Annotated in this window: 18 protein-coding genes and 3 pseudogenes; 6 read left to right on the top strand and 15 right to left on the bottom strand. The window is 68.4% G+C overall.

Features of this window, described 5'->3' with window-relative positions:
- Nucleotides 1–59: 59 nt before the first annotated feature.
- The 3 genes from GEV07_14365 to GEV07_14355 form a co-directional block, all read right to left on the bottom strand.
- Nucleotides 60–1367, bottom strand: a complete 1308-nt coding sequence (locus tag GEV07_14365; GenBank protein ID MQA03847.1) for an MFS transporter — start codon at nt 1365–1367, stop codon at nt 60–62.
- Entirely contained in the window at nt 1352–2509 is a 1158-nt protein-coding gene (locus tag GEV07_14360) for a pyridoxal-phosphate dependent enzyme (GenBank protein ID MQA03846.1), read from the bottom strand. The genes GEV07_14365 and GEV07_14360 overlap by 16 nt, the downstream gene beginning before the upstream one ends.
- A gap of 99 nt (nt 2510–2608) precedes the next feature.
- Nucleotides 2609–3046, bottom strand: coding sequence for a hypothetical protein (locus GEV07_14355; GenBank protein ID MQA03845.1), 438 nt, complete (start codon nt 3044–3046; stop codon nt 2609–2611).
- Between the two features lie 153 nt (nt 3047–3199).
- Between GEV07_14355 and GEV07_14350 the strand changes: the two genes are divergently transcribed.
- Nucleotides 3200–3892, top strand: coding sequence for a hypothetical protein (locus tag GEV07_14350; protein MQA03844.1), 693 nt, complete (start codon nt 3200–3202; stop codon nt 3890–3892).
- A gap of 21 nt (nt 3893–3913) precedes the next feature.
- On the opposite strand, the gene GEV07_14345 is transcribed toward GEV07_14350, so the two are convergent.
- From GEV07_14345 to GEV07_14305, 9 genes are all read right to left on the bottom strand, one after another.
- Complete coding sequence (locus GEV07_14345) at nt 3914–4966, bottom strand: peptidoglycan DD-metalloendopeptidase family protein (GenBank protein MQA03843.1); 1053 nt, start codon at nt 4964–4966, stop codon at nt 3914–3916.
- A 124-nt stretch (nt 4967–5090) separates the two neighbouring features.
- Complete coding sequence (locus GEV07_14340; protein ID MQA03842.1) at nt 5091–5771, bottom strand: anti-sigma factor; 681 nt, start codon at nt 5769–5771, stop codon at nt 5091–5093.
- Between the two features lie 583 nt (nt 5772–6354).
- Nucleotides 6355–7392, bottom strand: coding sequence for an extracellular solute-binding protein (locus GEV07_14335; GenBank protein ID MQA03841.1), 1038 nt, complete (start codon nt 7390–7392; stop codon nt 6355–6357).
- A gap of 13 nt (nt 7393–7405) precedes the next feature.
- Complete coding sequence (locus GEV07_14330) at nt 7406–8143, bottom strand: FtsX-like permease family protein (GenBank protein ID MQA03840.1); 738 nt, start codon at nt 8141–8143, stop codon at nt 7406–7408.
- A gap of 35 nt (nt 8144–8178) precedes the next feature.
- Entirely contained in the window at nt 8179–9492 is a 1314-nt protein-coding gene (locus GEV07_14325; GenBank protein ID MQA03839.1) for an FtsX-like permease family protein, read from the bottom strand.
- Nucleotides 9493–9498: 6 nt separating this feature from the next.
- The gene (locus GEV07_14320; protein ID MQA03838.1) at nt 9499–9855 is read right to left on the bottom strand and encodes a hypothetical protein; all 357 of its coding nucleotides are present in this window, start codon (nt 9853–9855) and stop codon (nt 9499–9501) included.
- Complete coding sequence (locus tag GEV07_14315) at nt 9855–10622, bottom strand: ATP-binding cassette domain-containing protein (protein MQA03837.1); 768 nt, start codon at nt 10620–10622, stop codon at nt 9855–9857. The genes GEV07_14320 and GEV07_14315 overlap by 1 nt, the downstream gene beginning before the upstream one ends.
- Complete coding sequence (locus GEV07_14310) at nt 10564–10746, bottom strand: hypothetical protein (protein MQA03836.1); 183 nt, start codon at nt 10744–10746, stop codon at nt 10564–10566. The genes GEV07_14315 and GEV07_14310 overlap by 59 nt, the downstream gene beginning before the upstream one ends.
- A 119-nt stretch (nt 10747–10865) precedes the next feature.
- Nucleotides 10866–11117 carry a DUF2218 domain-containing protein gene (locus tag GEV07_14305; protein ID MQA03835.1) on the bottom strand — a complete coding sequence of 84 codons (252 nt, stop codon included), beginning with the start codon at nt 11115–11117 and terminating at the stop codon, nt 10866–10868.
- A 128-nt stretch (nt 11118–11245) separates the two neighbouring features.
- On the opposite strand from GEV07_14305, the gene GEV07_14300 reads away from it, so the two are divergent.
- Both GEV07_14300 and GEV07_14295 read left to right on the top strand, forming a co-directional pair.
- Entirely contained in the window at nt 11246–12478 is a 1233-nt protein-coding gene (locus tag GEV07_14300) for a histidine kinase (GenBank protein ID MQA03834.1), read from the top strand.
- Nucleotides 12475–13161, top strand: a complete 687-nt coding sequence (locus tag GEV07_14295) for a response regulator (protein ID MQA03833.1) — start codon at nt 12475–12477, stop codon at nt 13159–13161. Before GEV07_14300 ends, GEV07_14295 begins: the two co-directional genes overlap by 4 nt.
- Nucleotides 13162–13378: 217 nt before the next feature.
- Here the strand turns inward: GEV07_14295 and GEV07_14290 are convergent, their stop codons facing one another.
- A complete protein-coding gene (locus GEV07_14290; GenBank protein ID MQA03832.1) occupies nt 13379–13945 on the bottom strand; it encodes a polyisoprenoid-binding protein in 567 nt (188 codons plus the stop codon).
- Between the two features lie 235 nt (nt 13946–14180).
- On the opposite strand from GEV07_14290, the gene GEV07_14285 reads away from it, so the two are divergent.
- The 3 genes and pseudogenes from GEV07_14285 to GEV07_14275 all read left to right on the top strand — a co-directional run bounded on the left by GEV07_14285 (nt 14181) and on the right by GEV07_14275 (nt 16351).
- Nucleotides 14181–14723 carry an iron chelate uptake ABC transporter family permease subunit gene (locus GEV07_14285; GenBank protein MQA03831.1) on the top strand — a complete coding sequence of 181 codons (543 nt, stop codon included), beginning with the start codon at nt 14181–14183 and terminating at the stop codon, nt 14721–14723.
- Complete coding sequence (locus tag GEV07_14280; protein MQA03830.1) at nt 14723–15757, top strand: iron chelate uptake ABC transporter family permease subunit; 1035 nt, start codon at nt 14723–14725, stop codon at nt 15755–15757. The genes GEV07_14285 and GEV07_14280 overlap by 1 nt, the downstream gene beginning before the upstream one ends.
- Nucleotides 15757–16351: pseudogene (locus tag GEV07_14275) on the top strand (ATP-binding cassette domain-containing protein). Before GEV07_14280 ends, GEV07_14275 begins: the two are co-directional and overlap by 1 nt.
- On the opposite strand, the pseudogene GEV07_14270 reads toward GEV07_14275, so the two are convergent.
- Together GEV07_14270 and GEV07_14265 are read right to left on the bottom strand one after the other, a co-directional pair.
- Nucleotides 16350–16661: pseudogene (locus GEV07_14270) on the bottom strand (alpha/beta hydrolase fold domain-containing protein). The pseudogenes GEV07_14275 and GEV07_14270 sit on opposite strands and share 2 nt — an antisense overlap.
- A pseudogene (locus GEV07_14265) lies at nt 16662–16760 on the bottom strand (alpha/beta hydrolase fold domain-containing protein).
- Nucleotides 16761–16884 lie beyond the last annotated feature (124 nt).

The raw sequence follows: 16884 nt of genomic DNA, 5'->3' as shown, positions 1-16884 counted from the left end.
AAATCAATACCCCCTAGGGGTATCAGCGGTGGCGGCATACGTCAAGAGTGGGGTCGTGTTCACGATCGGGTCAGTGCCGGCGTCTCCCGGTTGTGGACAGCTGGCTCTGCCAGCCGCCCTGATCGGTCGAGGACGTACAAGGTCAGGGCGCACGCTGCACCGACGCCGATGAGCAGCAGCCAGGGCAGGCCGGGGACACCCAACTCGCGGCCGGCGTCGAAGGCAGCGCCCGCGAGCAGGTTCCCGACGGCGATCCCGATGCCGGACAGGGTGCTGTAGAAGCCGTAGTACGTGCCGACCGTCTGGTCACCTGCCAGCCGCACGATGGTGGCCATCTCGAACGGGTAGACGACCATCACGCCGAACGCCAGCAGCACCGTCGACGCGAGTACGGGTGTCATCGCCACGGCGTACCACCAGGCGTGGAGGTACCACGCCGACTGGGTGCTCGTGTATTGCGGCACGAGATCTCCGGCCACTGCAAGAGGAACGAACGCCACGGCCATCAGCGCGAGCCCACGGGCGATCGCCTGACTCGGTGTCCACCGGTTCTTCACCCAGCTCGTCACGCGCACCTGCCCGGCGACAGTGATCGCAGCGGAGACGACGAAGAGCGCGGTGACGCCGAGCTCCCCGCCGGTGACGCGGCGGACCTCCAGCGGCAGACCGAGGTAGACCTGGAAGTTCAGGACATACGAGCCGACCATCACCAACGAGAAGAGCAGGAACGCCTTGTTGGCGAGGATCTGTCGCCAGTCTCTGAGCACGGAGCTTTCCGGGTTCGCACGTTCCCCGTGCCGCGCGGGCAGCGCACGCGCCTGCAGGATGCCGAGGATCGTGAACAACCCGGCCGCGACAGCGCACATAAGTTGGAACGAGATTCCGGTCAGTACGAGCCCGACCAATGGGCCGAGCACGATGCCGAGCTGGTAGAAGACGTTGAAGACCGAGAACGCCTCCACCTTCCGGTCGCCGGCGTCGCAGGCGACGTACGCACGGACCGCCGGGTTGAACAATGCCCCCGCGAGTCCGGTCATCGCCGACGCGACGAGCAGCACCGGCAGCGAGCTACTGAAGCCGAGCAGCGCGAACCCCGCGCTGCGCAAGGCGAGACCAGCGAGGATCATCGGCTTGTACCCCAGCCGGTCAGCCAGCGTGCCGCCGATGAGGAACATGCCCTGCTGGCTGAAGTTGCGCACCCCCAGGATCAGTCCTACCGTCCATGCCGCGAGTCCCAGCCCGCCGGAGAGGTGGTTGGCCAGGTAGGGCATCAGCATGTAGAAGCCGGTGTTGATGGTGAGCTGGTTGGCGAACAACAGCTGGATCGGGCGGTCGAACGACCGCGCCTGCCTCAAGGTCGCCCGCACGCCGGCGTCCGCCCGTCCCGAACGTGCTCCTCGGCTGTGACGGGATCGACGATCGTCGTACACCGGGTCCAGCGGGTCACCTCACGCTCGTCCGAGCGCCCGATCTCCTCGGGCTCGGGTGCGGGGACCGCGCCGAGCAACCCTTGCTCGGCGCAGTAGGCGTCGCTGTAGACAGTGTCGAAGTACCGCTGCGGACCGTCGGGGAAGATCGCCGCGATGCGCACGTCCTTGGCCGCCGTACGAGCCAGCCAGGACGCGACCAGCGCGACCGCGCCGACACTCCACCCGCCGGTGGCATACCGCGCGGCAGCCATCGTTCGACACGCCCACACAGCCTCACTTGTAGCCACCCAGTGCACCTCGTCGAACGCGGCATACGCCACGTTGCGCGGATGGATACTGCTGCCCAGCCCGCGCATCAGACGCGGCCGCGCCGGCTGCCCGAAGATCGTCGAACCAACGGTGTCGACGCCGACCAGCCGCATATCGGGGTACAGCGCACGGAGCACCCTCGAGACACCCGCGCTGTGTCCGCCGGTACCGACACTGCACACCAGCACGTCGATCGGCCCGAGCTGGCTCGCCAACTCCAGCGCCAGCCCCTCGTATGCCGCGACGTTGTCCGGGTTGTGGTACTGGTCGGGACAGTACGCGTCGGGCAGCTCGGCCAGTACCTCGTGCACGCGTTGGCGGCGGGCCTCCTGCCAACCGCCCGTCGGGTGCGGGGTGGTCACCATTTCGACACGCGCGCCGTAGGCCCGCAACAGTTGGTGCATCAGCGGTTCCATGCCGGGATCGGTCACCAGTGTCACCGGGTGGTCGTAGACGGTCCCGGCGAGGGTGAGGCCTAGGCCGAGTGTGCCGCTGGTGGACTCGACGATCGCCGCGCCGGGCCGCAACTGTCCGCGTTGTCGTGCCTTGTCGACCATGTGCAATGCGGCACGGTCCTTGATCCCGCCGGGGTTGAACCCTTCGAGCTTGGCCCAGAACCCGTGCTCGTTCGGCGCATGAATGTCGGGTACCCAGAGGACGGGTGTGTTGCCGACGACACTCGCCAACGAGTGGCAGGTCGCCGCGGCAGCGAGTCGGCTGGGGGAGATCGGTCGTGCTTCGGCGGGATCGCGCAGGGCGGTCCTGTTCATCGTGTCCTTTCTGACAGCACAGCGAGACGACGGACGTCGAGCAGGCGAGACCGCGCAGGCGGCATGGCGGCGGCCAGCGCGGGCCCGCGGTTGTGCTGATCAGATACGAAACACGCAGAACGCGGTCAACAGGCGGACGCCGAACAGATGCCGGCGTCCCGGCTCGAGTAATGGGTCGACAGGCCGAGGACGTCCCCTGCCCGGATCCGCGTATGCGGGGGCGAGCTCGTCGGCTGACAGGCCGATAGTCGATGCCCCGGTCAGTGCCTGCTGGATGCGAACTGCGCCGAACAGGTCGTGCCCGGTGTCGTCGACGCAGTCGGCCACATGCTCGAGGTCGAGGCCTTGGCCGTCCGTTTCGTGGGCCTCAGCGAGTGCCAGGTGAGTATGCGTCGCGTCGCCGGGGTCGGACCCCACGAGATGGGTGTGGTTCGGGCACGAGACCAGGTGGGCCGAGAGAACCAGGCCCAGCACGCCCAGCACGACCACCACGAGGGCGCGGGGTCGCGTCAGACGGGAAGGGGTGCCTTCGGCCACGAGCCGTACTCTACATCACTGTAAGTAACTTCTTGTTGAACGGAACGTGATCGGCGAGTGCGTGTGCATCCTTTCGTGCTCACCCCGGGCACCACACGTGCTCGCTCCTAAGTAGGTTAGGTTTTGCGGGTCGGCGAACGTGAAAGGGGAGCCGTGGCCTCGAAGAAGAACCAGAAGCGACAGGCACGGGAGCAGCTCGCGGCCCAGCTCGCTGAACGGGCACGCAAACGGCGCCGCGCCCGGGTCGCGCTCTTCGGCGCAGCCGGCCTGGTCGTCGTGTTGCTCGTCGCCGTCGTCACCTGGGCGACTGTTTTCCGCGACGACGAGGCCGCCGTCGCCGACGGGTTGCCCACCCCGATGGCCAGCGTCGGCACCGGCCAGCCACCGTGGCCGCTTCCCCCGGACCCGCTCTCCGCCGCACGTGCCGCCGGGCTGGACGTCTCGGAGATGGAGGGCCTGGCCAAGCACTTCCATGCCCACCTGGACATCCTCGTCGATGGCGAACCATTGCAGGTGCCGGGGAACATCGGCGTCAGCTCAACCGCGATGTCGGAGCTGCATACCCACGACGCCGGTGGGCTCATCCACATCGAGGCACCGACAGTGGGCAAGCGATACATCCTCGGTCAGCTGTTCCGCACCTGGGAGGTCCGACTCGACGACGGCGGCATCGGCGGGCTCGAGGTGAGCGGTGACAAGACGCTCCGCGCCTACGTCAACGGCAAGCAGGTCAAGGGGAACCCGGCGGCGATCGAGCTGAAGCCTCGTCGGCAGATCGTCTTGGTCTACGGCGCCGCCGACGCCGAGGTGAGACTTCCTACCTACACGTTCGCGCCCGATGAGTGACCGAGCGTCGTGCTCGGCCCCTTAGCCCTTCTCGCCGCACAACGGGTAGAGGAACGGCCAGGGGTCGACCGCGGTCCCACCGTTCGGCCATCGTTCGAAGTGCAGGTGGTAGATCGTCCCCTGGGCGTCACCGGTCATACCGACCCGCGCGACCAGTTGCCCCGCCTCGACCCGCTGACCGGTGCGAACGGTGTTGACCTCCTGGTGCGCGTAGTAGTACGAGTCGCCGCTGTCGCCGGCAAGGATGAGCGCGATACCACCAAGGGTGTTGGAGTAGGCCCGGTCGATGGTGCCGCCCTCCACCGCATAGATCGGGGTGCTCTTGGGCGCCGCGATGTCGGTACCCTCGTGGCTGCGGCCACCACCGCGGGGAGCGCCGAACGTGTTCATCATCGTGTACGGGCTGCCCACCGGACAGGCAAATTGTCCGCTGACGCGGGACCGAGTCGCCTGCTCTTCGGCGCGCCTGGCCGCCTCCCGCAAGGCGGCGTTCAGCTTCGCGCGCTTGGCTTTCAGTCGTGCCTTCTCCGTCACCGCCCGCTTCTTGACAGTGTTCAGGTCGGCAAGTTGGCGACGCAGCTGCCGCCGCTCGCGTGCGGCGTCCTTCAGTGTGACATCGTCGGCGCTGCTGAGGACTGCCATGGTCGTCATCCGCTGGGCTACCTCGACCGGCCCGCCCTCCTGGAGCAGCGCGAGCACAGTGTTGTCGACACCACCGTTGATATATGTCATCCGTGCTATTTCAGCGAGTCGCGCCCGCACCCGCGACAGCCGGCTCTTCGTCGCGGCGACCTCCTTGGTCACCTTCGTGGTGCGCTTCTGCAGTAGACCGAGCCGGTCCTCGCTCTTCTTGTAGGCATCGACGACCTCAGCAAGTCGTTCCCGAAGCTCGTCCGGGTCCTGACCCTTGTCCCCGGCCCGGGCACCCTTGGCTACCGCCGTCCCGGTATTGGCATCGGACACCACACGCCCGTTCGCTGACGGCGCAGCGAAGGCGGAGCTGCTCGCAAGCAGGCTCGCGACCACCGCCACGGCGGCGGCGAACAGGCGAAGAGGGCGTTCGGGGCGTCTCATAGGGCGTCCACCACCCTAGACGAGGGTCACGGCAAGGTCACGTCAACCTCCGAAGGAGCTTAGAAATTGCGCAGACGTGTGCGGCCGGTAGTCGAGCCGTTTCACGGTGTCTTCGGACCTGCACCTACCGTGTCCAGGTAAGGACGGTGACGCCGTTGCTCGTTCGCACCTCGACCGCAGCCACCTCGGAACGCTCCAGCGCCGTTGCCCCGACGATCTCGTAGGTACGTCCCGGTCGCGCTCGCCAGGTCCCTACCTGCGACGCCTTACCGTCACGGTCGACGGCGACGATTGCGTACGAGATCGAATCGGGACCTGCTGCATAGCTGCACCACACGGTGATGCGAGTGCCCCACGGCACGTTCTCCAGACGCACCGTGCCCTCGATGGGCGCACCACGCGATGCGCTCATGGTCACTGTTGGCGCCGCGGCCGGGCGGCTCGTGTCCGGACGCATGGTCACCGCCATGACGACCGCGAGGCACGCGGCGACAGCCGCGGTCACCCAGGCAGCCGCAGTGACTCGACGACGTCGACGGCGGTCCAGGTTGACCCGGTCGAGGAGGCGTGGCAACAGTGGCTCTGGCGGATGGGGTGCGTTCGGCGGCACGCCTTCGAGGGGAGTCTTCGCCAGCAATCCCGGTAGGCCGGCGAGCTCACGCACGGCGTCGCGACATCGCCTGCAGGTTGCGAGGTGCCGCTCGTAGTCGCGGCGATCCGCGCCGGAGAGGGTACCGAGAACGTACGCGGCATCGAAGTGGACGTAGCGATCACCCGCGGCATCGCCGTTCGTCGGCACCCGCAACCACCGCCCCCTCGACTCACCACTCCTATACGCGTTAGTACGTAAACGGCGGGTCGGAGGTTCACGTCACCTGCTCCCGCCTTCACGTCACGGCGTGGGTGTCCGAGGAGCGCGTCGAGCGCAACCCCGCAAGCGTGACCGCGACGAGCCGGTGCACCGCCGCCTTGGATCGCACGTCAGACGCCGCAGCGAGGGCATGGAGGCAATAGCTCGCGAGCTCGTCGGGCGGGATGTCGTCTCGTACGTCGCCAGTCCGGGCGCACTCGACCAGCAGGGCGGATCAGCTCCTTGAGCCGCTGCCGCGCCGAGGTGAGGTGCTCGTCTCGGTGGAGGAACGCGGCGAGCTCGGTGTCGTGGCGCCCGTGACGTTCGACACCGTCCTGGACTGCGGGCTCTTCCATGTCTTCGATGTCCGCGATCGCACCGCTGGCACCGGGTGGTCGACTCGATCGAACCGTCGACGATCGACGTCACCACCGACCCGAATGGCATCCGGGCGTGGCTCGTCGCCGTTGAGCCTGGCCATGGGCCCCGCCGGAAGTGAGCAGCGACCGGTGCGGGCGCGATGAGGCGAGTGGGGGTGTCATTCGAGGACTCCGGCGTCGGTGAGCAGCCGGCGGGCGTCGCCCAGTTCCTCGAGCATCCGTTGGTCGAGTCCGGGAATGGTCAACTCGTCGGCCGTCGGGATGCCTTTGGGCGGCGTTGTTCCCTTGACGAGGGGGATCTCGTAGGTGTAGACGCGTTGGGCTGTCTTGGAGAGCATGAAGTCGACGAGGGCGCTGGCGGCGGGCTTGTTGTCGGTGTCGTTGAGGATGCCGATGCCGGCGACGTTGAGTAGCCCGGCGGGGTTGCCGGGGTAGAATTTGGCGGCGACGTTGGTCGCGTCGCCGTCGGCTTGCATGTCGTAGAGGTAGTAGTGGCTGCCGAAGCCGACGTCGGCGATCTCGCCTGCCGCGACGGCGTCGACGACCGGGCGGGCGCCGCGGAACGCGGCGGGTTCGTTGGCTTGGATGCCGTCGAGCCACGTGCGGGCCGTGTCTTCACCGTTGATCTGGTGTAGTCCGGTGACGGCGTCTTGCAGTGAGCGGCTGGTGGGGTCCCAGGCGATGCGGCCACGCCAGGCGGGGTCGGCGAATCCGAGGATCGAGTCGGGCAGGTCGTCCTCGCTGAGCTTGTCGGTGTTGTAGAACACGACGTGTGCTCGGCTGGTGGTCCCGACCCAGGTGCCGTCGGGTGACCGGTATGCCTGGGGTACGCGGCTGAGCTGCTGGTCGGAGAGCTTGGCCAGTCGTCCGGCGGCGCTCAGCGCCCCGAGGGCGTCGGACATCGGTGCGTAGAAGACGTCGGCGGGCGAGTCGGTGCCGTCTTCGATGATCTGCTCGGCGAGGTCGACCGGGTCTCCCCACCGGGTCCGGACCTTGATCCCGGTCTGCCGTTCGAACTGGTCGAATAGCGGCTCGGCGACGTCCCGTTCGCGTGAGTAGACCGTGAGGGTGGGCTCGCGGTTCGCCTCATCGTCGGGGGCTGCGGGGTAGCGGGCAGTCGGGCCGTTGCCGTCGGTGCACGCGGTGGTGACGATTGCCAGCGTGGCTGCCAGGGTCAGCATCCTGCGTCGTTTCATGGGGGTGTATCTCCTAGAGGTACGCGAGGGCTTCGCGGACGGTGAGGCGGGAGGCGCGGGTCGCCGCCGCGTCGGTGGCGAGGATGGCGCCAAGGACGACCAGCGCGGTCCAGATGCCGATGGCGAGCCAGGAGATCCGGAACGGCAGCGGCGCGGCGAAGAAGAGGTCGCCGAGTAGGGCGCCGACGGCCGCGGTCGCTGCGAGTGCGGGGATGATCGCCAGCAGGCAACTGGCGACGGCGATGAACACGCCTTCGGCGACGGCGATGCGGCGCACGGCTTTGGGGCGGGCCCCGATGGCGTGCATGACACCGAACTCTCTGGTGCGGTCCAGGATGTTGGCGCCCATCGTGGAGGCCAGGCCGATGAGGCCGATGACCCCCAGGGGCAGGGCGGTCGCTAGCAGGATCACCAGGATGGGATCAAGGTGCCCCCCGGTGGCGGCTTCCTGCTTGCCGACCGATTCCGCCGACTTCACCTCGACACCGGCGTCGGTGAGGGTCTTGTTGACCGCTGTGGCGACGGCTTCGCGAGTCGGCTCGTCGTGGCGGTCGGTGGCGATGCGCAGCGTGTTCGACCACTGCGGCTGGACCAGGGCTTTGGCGAGGCCCTTGGTGGTCACATAGGCCCCGCCGGCCTCGCCCCGTTCTTCGGTAATGCCCACGACCCGCCAGGTGGTGGACTCCCCGTCGAGGAACAGCTCGACCCTGTCGCCGGCCTGGACGTCGAAATCGGTGTTCTTCAGGGTCACCTGGCTGAGCACGATCGCCGTGGTCTCGCCGGGTTTCAGCCAGCGGCCATCGCGTAGCGTGGGGGCGCTTGCATGGTGGTGTCAGCGGGGATGGCGGTCACGAAGACGCCGCCGTGGCCCTGGTCGGGATAGGTACGGGACAGCGGCAGCCGCCCCGGCCCGGAGACTCCGGCCGACGCCATGGTCCAACCCTCGACCCGGTCGACGCCGGGCACCCGTTCGATGAGCGGGGCGAGCGCCTCCGTCGAGGTCGCGGTGCCGAGTTGCACCACGACGTCCCATCGCAGCGCCTGGCTGGCTTCCTCGGCGACCGCCGCGGTGCCGTCGCGGGCGGACATGCCCGCGACGAACATCATGCCGGCTCCGGCCAGCAGGCTCACCGAGAGCAGGAAGCGGGCGGGCCGCCGGACGGTGTTGCGCAGCGCCATGAGCAGGCCGCGGTCCAGGCGGCGGATCCGGCTCAGCCGGGTCAGCACACCGGCGGCCGCGCTCGGCTTCGAGGTACCGCCATGGTGGTCGATCGCCGCCCGCACCGTGGTGCGGCTGGTCCTGACCAGCGGGACCAGCGCCATCGCCACCGGCAGCACGAGGCCATCGGCCAGCACGATCAGGTAGGTCCACCAGGCTGCCGCGACGCTAGCGGCTTCAATGCCCAGGAATCCGAAGACGCCGGGGGCGAAGGCGCGGCCGATCAGGACGGCTAGCGGCAGCGCCAGCAGGGTCGCCGCCGCGGCCACCACCAGCGTCATCGCCAGGTACAGGCCCCCGATGCGGCCGGAACCGGCGCCGATCGCCTTCATGATGCCGATCTGCGGGATCTGCTGGGTGAACACATTGTTGAGCATGGTGGCGACCAGGATCGTGGACAGCAGCAAGGCCGCCGCCGCCCCGATGAGTAGCGCGCTGAGTAGGGCGTCGGCCTGCCCCTGGTGGGGGTGCGCGTACGGCTCGGGCACCTGGATCTCGCGGATCGCCAGGCCGTACTCGCGCTGCAGCCACTCGCCGACATCGCTGGCGACCGCGACGATGGCGTCCCGGTCTCGGCTCGGCGACGTCTGCCCCGGGTCGGCGACCTGGATCTTCAACTGGTCCAGCACATCCGGCTCTCCCAGCGCGGCCAACGACGCACTCGACAGGTAGGCCTGTGCGGTCTGCTGCTGGCCTGCGGGCGCGAGGCTGGGGTCGTAGACGGTGTCGGTCACCCGCAGCCGGACCGGTTCTCCATCCGGCGACTCGACGGTCACAGTGTCACCGACCGCCACGTCCAGGAGCGCGCGCGAGTCGGCGCGGATGAAGACTTCCCCGGCCGCCGGCGGCCAGGCGCGTTGCCGCGGGAAGAACTTCGCCATACTCAGTTAGTCGCCCGGCGCAGCGACGAACACCTGCATGGGGATGTTCCGCTGCTGGCCGTTGACCTGGACCTCGCTGCTGAACTGGGTGCGCCCGGCGGCGCGGAGGACGCCCGGCCGGCTGCCCGCGTCGGCCGCGATCTCCGCCATCTCCTCGGCGTCGACACCCCGGCCGAACCGGATAGTCGCCGACGCCGGCTCGGTGGTCAGGTACGCCCGCTCGGTCTCCCGGTCGATGGCGCTCCAGGCCAGCAGCACCGCGCCGAACACGGTCAGGCTGACCGCGATCGCGATCACCATCAGCAGCAGCCGCGACCAGGTCGCCCGCAGGTACCGACACAGCTTGACAGCGAGCAGGCTCATCACGAGCGCACCCCCGCCGCAACGCCGTCGTCCTCGACGACCTTGCCGTCCATCAGGGTCACCTGCCGACCGGCGACCGCACGGACATCACGTTCGTGGGTGACGACCACGATGGTCCGCCCGTCCGCGTTCAGGTCGGCGAACAGCTCCAGCACCGCCTCGGCCGTATGCGAGTCGAGGTTGCCGGTCGGCTCGTCCGCCAGTAACAGCGGCGGATCATTCGCCAGCGCGCGGGCGATCGCCGCCCGTTGTTGCTGCCCCCCGGACAAGGTGGCGGGCAGCTTGCCGGCCTGGTCCCCGATACCGACGCGGTCCAGCAACCGCTCGGCTCGTTCGCGGCGCTCGCCGGACGGGATCTTCTTGGTGAAGTCCATCGGCAGCATCACGTTCTCTGCCACGGTCAGCGTGGGCAGCAGCTGGAAGAACTGAAACACCAGCCCCACGTTGTCACCCCGCCAGGCGGCCAGCCCGGACTCCGACAACGACCCGAGGTCCGCGCCGGCCGCGAGCACTTTCCCTGAGGTGGGCCGGTCGATCCCGGCCAGCATGTTCAGCAATGTCGTCTTGCCGCTGCCGGACCGGCCGACGATCGCGACGAACTCCCCGGCCGCGACGGCGAGGCTGAGATGGTCGACCGCGACCACGTCGCCATCGGCGACCCGGTAGGCCTTGACGACGTCGCTGACCTGGATCGCGTGCTCCACGGTGTCATACCTCCACAGACGGAATCGGGAAAGACGGCTCGCCGCTGTGGCGGCGCGGACCATGATCACCGCCGAAAATCAGCATCGCGACGATGACAAGTACGGCCACCAGGAGGGCTACGATGCCGGCGATCTTCACCCAGCGTGGAATACCGGGTGACGACTCGCGGTCGTACCGGTCATTCATGCATGGCTCCCGGTGGTGGTGGCGCGTTGTGCGGTTGTCGCGGTGTATGCCCCGTGGCCCCTTGAAGCGGCGTCCAGGTCACCGTCAACCCGTCCCGTCTCCCGATCTGCTCGACACGTTCAGCGATACGCCGTTCCAGCTCGCGCAGGGCCTTCCTCGTCGTCAGCCTCAGCGCGCAGGACCAGGGCATCCTGGTCAGCGCGCAACGAGCATCGAGCCCAGCCGAAGTCGAGCAGGCCGTGGTCATCGGACCATCGGGCGTGTGCCCGCATCTGGGGATTCGTTCGCGCCACCTGGTCGATGTGCCGGCAGAGTTGGACGAGGTACCGGCTGGAGCGGTCGGTCGCCACCCTGGCCCCTGCGATCAGCATCCGATCTCCCTTTCGATGAACCTGCGCCGCCAAAGCTACGGCGGCACCGATCAAGGTGAAACGCCCTGCGGGGGGACCTTGCGTGTCCCCATCCCGTGGATACGGATCATCCGCCTGGGGGACTCCCCGTGGCCTGCCCGGAGATACGCTCTGGGGGTGAGGTCATCGACGGCCACACCGCACAACGACTCTTCGCGACCCGGCCCAATTCGGGAACACTCATCGACGTCGCGATCGCGGTCGTCGTGCTCGCCGGCTCGCTTGCCCTGCTTCGACACGGCGGCGTCGACCCCACCCGCCCCGATCTGGACCAGTTCGACCTGACTGGCGTCGTGCTGGTGGTGTGCACAGCGGTGCCGCTCACCGTCGGGCGGCGTTTCCCGCTCGGCGTGCTGGCGGTGACCGCGGCGGCCGGAGTGCTGCTGGCGGGCCTTGGCTACCCGGCCGACCTGCTACCCGGGCCCGCGGTCGCCCTCTACCTGCTTGCTGCGAGCCGCGCGCCGGACGTTCCGTGGGCGCGGCGGACCACCGTCACTGTCGTCGGCCTGTTCGTGGTCTATCTGGGCGCCGCTGCCGTCGCACGCGCGGCGTTCCCGATGTACGAGCTGTCCCACACCGGTCTGGCCTGGGCCGTCGCCTGGTTCGCGGGCGAGCGCACCCGCCTGCGCCGCGAGCGGATCGCAGACCTCAGGAAACGAGCCGAGCGCAACGAGCGGGACGCCGAGCGCGAGCGGCTGCTCGCCATCGCCGAGGAACGCGCCCGGATCGCCCGCGATCTACACGACTCCGCCGGCCACGCGATCAACGTGATCGCCGTCCGCGCCGGCGCAGCCCGGCTGCGCCACCACCAGAACCCCGATCGCTCGCTCGTCACGCTGGAGGCGGTCGAGGACCTGGCCCGGCAAACGGCCGAGGAAATCGACCAGATCGTCGGCACCCTCCGCCAGGGCACGGCGACCGACGCCGTCGAGGCTCCGGCCGGCCTCGCCTCACTGGACACCCTGATAGCACGCCACGCGTCCGCGGGCCTCAAGGTCAACCTCGACGTCTCAGGCACACCGCGACCGCTGAGCGCCACCGCCGACCAGGCCGCCTACCGGATCCTCCAAGAGGCGCTCACCAACGCGGCCCGCCACGGAGTGGGTCCCGCTCGAATCCAGCTCGCGTTCGACGACGCAGCGGTCGGGCTCACCATCACCAACCCGGTGCGCGCCGGTAATGCGCCGCGCGCCGGCGGCGGGCAGGGGCTGATCGGCATGCGTGAACGCGCCACGCTGCTCAACGGCACCCTGAACGCCGAGCGCATCGACGGAGCGTTCCGCATTCACGCCCGGATTCCGGACGGAAGTCTCCGCTCGTGACGCGGGTCCTGATCGTCGTCGACGACGACCTGATGCGTGCCGGACTCGCCGAGTTGCTCTCCAACGACCCCACCATCGACATCGTCGGCGAGGCCTCGACCGGGCGAGAGGCCGTCGAACGAACCCGCCGGCTCGCGCCCGATGTCGTACTGATGGACGTGCGCATGCCCGACCTCGACGGGATCGCTGCCACCCGCGAGCTGTCGCAGACCGCCCCAGCCACCAGAGTCCTGATCCTCACCACCTTCGAACAAGACGACTACGTCTTCGGCGCCCTACGGGCCGGCGCCTCCGGGTTCCTGCTCAAACGCACCCGACCCGAGGAGCTGATCGCCGCGGTCCACATCATCGCCGCAGGCGACTCGCTGCTGTCCCCGTCGGTCACCCGACGCGTGATCGACCGCATGGCCCAGCAACCCACACCCGAGCTCACCGACCAGACCGGACTCGACGAGTTGACCCCGCGAGAGCGAGAGGTCCTCCAGCTCATCGCCCGAGGCTTGTCGAACAAAGAGATCGCCGCCGCGCTCCTCGTCGAAGAGTCGACGATCAGAACCCATGTCAAGCGGATCCTGATGAAGCTCGACCTCCGCGACCGCGTCCAAGCAGTGATCTTCGCCTACGAGACCGGCCTGAACCACCCACGCGGCCCCCAAGCCACGAGCTACCAAGGAGATCGTTAGACCCTGACTGCTGAGGCTCGCTGACCTGTAACGAAGCGCATCGGCTGGCTACCCACTAACGATCTCCGCGGACACTTGCGTAGCCGCAGGGCAGCGACCACGAGCGCCGCGCCCGCGGCAAAGGTCGCGTTGCTGACGCTCCGCGGGCGACGTCATCCCGACGAGCAACTCGAGATCGACCGTCGCGCGGGATGTCCGATCGGTGAAATAGGAAGCGTCAACCGGCCGGCAGGCGTTGGATCGCCGAGATGTCGATGTCGAGGGTGATCTTGTCGCTCACCAACACCCCGCCTGCCTCCAGCGGCGCGTTCCAGGTGATGCCCCAATCCTTGCGGTTCACGGTCGCGGTCGCCTCGAAGCCGAGCCGATGGTTACCCATCGGGTCCACGGCGGATCCGGTGAACTCGACGTCGAAGACCACCGCTTTGGTGGTGTCCTTGATCGTCAGGTCGCCCGTCACCTGGTACGTGTCCGCCTCGACGTGTTCGATCCCGGTGCTGACGAACGTGATCTCGGGATAGCTGGGCATGTCGAAGAAATCGTTGCTGCGCAGGTGTTCGTCCCGCTGCTCGACGCCGGTGTCGATGCTGGCAGTAACGATCCGCAACGTGCCGGTGGACTTCGTGGGATCGGCGGTGTCGATGTGCAGGTGGCCCTCGAACTCGCGGAACGAGCCGCGCACCTTCGTCACCATCGCATGCCGAGCGACGAAGCCCAGCCGAGTATGTGCCACGTCCAGGTCGTAGTCGCCGGTCAGGTCTGCTCCAGTTGCCGGAACGGTCATCGTCGACTCCTTGTCCACGCAGGCGCCTGTCGTTGACCGTTCAATCATACGTGACGGAGGTGGCGTAGGTCGGTCATAGCGCGGTCGACGTCGTCGATGCGCTGGTCGAGGAGGCAACATCGAGCAGGTCAGCGATCCCGTTGCGAGGATCGGCGAACCGTCTGCTAGCTGACCTCGTACCCGCTCATCGACGTCGATGAGACCGTCTGCAGAGCACTGACCTGGCTGGACCGCCATGCTCGACCAGCTCTCGATGAGCACGGCGCGACCATCACGGGCCATGTTGCTGCAGGACCGTCGGACCTTCGAGACGTTCCGGGTCTGGCAGGTCGGCACCATCGGCGGCCGTGGCTACGACGCCGTGGCGATCTGCATGCCGTTCTTCATCGCCGGGATCGTGCTCGCGCTGCTGTCGGTGCGAGCACTCGACGCCTATGCGCTGGGGGAGGATCTGGCCGCCGGTCTCGGTCGCAAGGTGTGGCTGGACCGCACGGTGATCGCGGCGGGTGCGGTGCTGCTCGCGGCGACGGCTACTGCGCTGGCTGGGCCGATCGCGTTCGTCGGGCTCGCGGTGCCGCACATGGTGCGGCGGATCATACCGGCCCGGCATGCCACCTTGCTGCCGTTGTGCTTCGGTTTCGGTGCTGTGCTCACCTTGGCCGCGGACGTGGTCGGTCGGGTGATCTGGCCGCCCACCGAGATCCAGGTCGGCGTCATGACCGGCGTCCTCTGTTGCCCGGTTCTGGTGCTCCTGCTGCTGCGCGGCAGGCGGATGTGATGACCCACGACGTCGTGCTCGACTCCGCGGACGTGGTGCGGGCGGCTCGCCGCCGCCCGGCCCGCCGCTACTGCCTGGTCGTGTGTGGGCTCGTGGTCGCGGTGGTCGGTGCGTTCCTGGCCCGTACTCTGCTGGGCGACTACACGATCACGATCCCGGACGCGATCCGCATCATCGGCGGCGAGCAGATCCCCGGCGCGACCTTCATCCTGATGGAGAGCAAGCTGCCCCGAGCGGTGCTCGGAACGTTCGTCGGATTCGCGTTCGGCGTCGGCGGCGCCATCTTCCAGGCAACGCTGCGCAACCCACTGGCTAGCCCCGACATCATCGGCGTCAGCTACGGAGCCAGCGCCGCAGGTGTCTTCGGGATCCTCGTCCTCGACACGCAAGGCGCCGAACTCTCCGTCATCGCAGTCGCTGGCGCGCTGCTGGTCGCCGGGCTGATCCGCCTGATCGGCGGCAGCGCCCGCGGCATGCGGCTCGTCGTCATGGGCATCGCCATCGCCGCCGCCCTGCAGTCGACCATCCAGTACCTGTTCACCCGCGCCGACATCTACGACGCCCAGGCCGCCTTGCGCTGGCTCACCGGAAGCCTCAACGAAGCCGACTGGCCCACCATCCGCATCCTCGCCCTCACTCTGGTCGTGCTGCTGGTGCTCACGGCGCTGCTCGCCGGGTCGCTGCGCAGCACCGAACTCGGCCCGGACACCGCCGCCGGGCTCGGCATCCCGGAACGACACACCGACCTGCTGATGGCGGTCGGCGCGCTCTTGGTCGCCGTGGCCGTCGCCGCCGCCGGGCCGATCGCCTTCGTCGCGTTCCTGTCCGGGCCGATCGCCCGCGCCCTCAACGCCGGACGCACCACGCTGCTCGCTGCCGGACTCGTCGGGTCTGTCATCGTCCTCGTCGCCGACCACCTCGGCGCCTACCTGATCGAGGACGTCAACTTCCCCGTCGGCGTCGTCACCGGCGCATTCGGCGCCCCCATCCTGCTATGGCTGTTGGCCACACTCAGCTCCGCGAGGAGAACCTGATGTCCCGCCTGGAGGTCAACGACATCACCTTGTCGTACGGCACACGGGGCGGACCCACCGTCGTCGAGGGCCTCACCACCGACATCGCGGACGGGAAGATCACCGCGATCGTCGGCGCCAACGCCTGCGGCAAGTCGACCCTGCTGCGCGGCATGGCACGCCTGCTGCGGCCGCAGGCCGGCGCCGTGCTGCTCGACGGCCAGATCATCAGCTCGCGACCGACCCGCGAGGTCGCCAAGGTGCTCGGGCTGCTACCCCAGAGCCTGATCACGCCCGAAGGAGTGACCGTCGCCGACCTGGTCGGACGGGGCCGGCAACCCCACCAGGGAATCCTGCGCCGCTGGACCACCAACGACGACCAGATCGTCGCCGACGCCATGACCCAGACCGACACCCTCGACCTCCCCCGCCCGTCGGTGGCGATCCGGTAGCCAGCGGCGTCGTCCATGCGGCCTGCTGAGTCGTTCTCGACGTCGACGTCTTCTGGTTGCGCCGGGCCCGGCATGGTGCCACTGTCACGTGAGGTGGTCGCGCAGGTGCGCCGATGCTTCGGAGATCGCCCGGCGCTGGTATCGAGTAGGCCGGACATGGTGAAGAATCCGTGCACCATGCCTTCGTAGCGGGAGGTTCGTGCGTCGACGCCCGCGTTGCGCAACCGGTCTGCGTACTGTTCGCCCTCGTCACGGAGCGGGTCGTACTCAGCGGTGATGATTAGTGCTGGTGGTAGGCCGTCGAGGTGTTCGGCGAAGATCAGTGACGCGAGGGGGTCGTAGCCGTGCTGGGGGTCGGTGAGGTAGTGACCCCAGTACCACGCCACCGACTGCGGGTTGAAGAACGCGGGGTCGTCGTTCTCGTGCACTGAGTCGGTCTCGCCGCGAAAGTCGGTGTTCGGGTATACGAGCAGCTACGCCACCAGGGCCGGTCGGCTGTGTTCGCGCGCGAGTAGGGTGACGGCTGCCGCAAGGTTGCCGCCGGCGCTGTCGCCGGCGTCGGCTAGTACTGCAACGGCACTTGCTTGACAGGTAGTTGATCATGGTCGGGTGGTTACCGATCTGGTGATAGATGAGCTGGATACCTTGCATGAGCGGGTCGCGGGCCGGTTCGGGCGGGCGGAGCCGCGGGCTCGG

The sequence above is a fragment of the Streptosporangiales bacterium genome, assembly GCA_009379825.1.
Taxonomy (GTDB): Bacteria; Actinomycetota; Actinomycetes; order Streptosporangiales; family WHST01; genus WHST01.
The sequence above is the reverse complement of the archived record's forward strand: the minus strand, read 5'-3'. Positions and strand labels throughout refer to the sequence as shown.

What these genes read in the sequence shown, in the direction of transcription:
- GEV07_14360 (MQA03846.1), bottom strand. Translation starts at nt 2,509, where the DNA reads ATGAACAGGACCGCCCTGCGCGATCCCGCCGAAGCACGACCGATCTCC.
- GEV07_14345 (MQA03843.1), bottom strand. Translation starts at nt 4,966, where the DNA reads ATGAGACGCCCCGAACGCCCTCTTCGCCTGTTCGCCGCCGCCGTGGCG.
- GEV07_14335 (MQA03841.1), bottom strand. Translation starts at nt 7,392, where the DNA reads ATGAAACGACGCAGGATGCTGACCCTGGCAGCCACGCTGGCAATCGTC.
- GEV07_14325 (MQA03839.1), bottom strand. Translation starts at nt 9,492, where the DNA reads ATGGCGAAGTTCTTCCCGCGGCAACGCGCCTGGCCGCCGGCGGCCGGG.
- GEV07_14320 (MQA03838.1), bottom strand. Translation starts at nt 9,855, where the DNA reads ATGAGCCTGCTCGCTGTCAAGCTGTGTCGGTACCTGCGGGCGACCTGG.
- GEV07_14315 (MQA03837.1), bottom strand. Translation starts at nt 10,622, where the DNA reads ATGGTCCGCGCCGCCACAGCGGCGAGCCGTCTTTCCCGATTCCGTCTG.
- GEV07_14310 (MQA03836.1), bottom strand. Translation starts at nt 10,746, where the DNA reads ATGAATGACCGGTACGACCGCGAGTCGTCACCCGGTATTCCACGCTGG.
- GEV07_14305 (MQA03835.1), bottom strand. Translation starts at nt 11,117, where the DNA reads ATGCTGATCGCAGGGGCCAGGGTGGCGACCGACCGCTCCAGCCGGTAC.
- GEV07_14290 (MQA03832.1), bottom strand. Translation starts at nt 13,945, where the DNA reads ATGACCGTTCCGGCAACTGGAGCAGACCTGACCGGCGACTACGACCTG.
- GEV07_14285 (MQA03831.1), top strand. Translation starts at nt 14,181, where the DNA reads ATGCTCGACCAGCTCTCGATGAGCACGGCGCGACCATCACGGGCCATG.
- GEV07_14280 (MQA03830.1), top strand. Translation starts at nt 14,723, where the DNA reads ATGACCCACGACGTCGTGCTCGACTCCGCGGACGTGGTGCGGGCGGCT.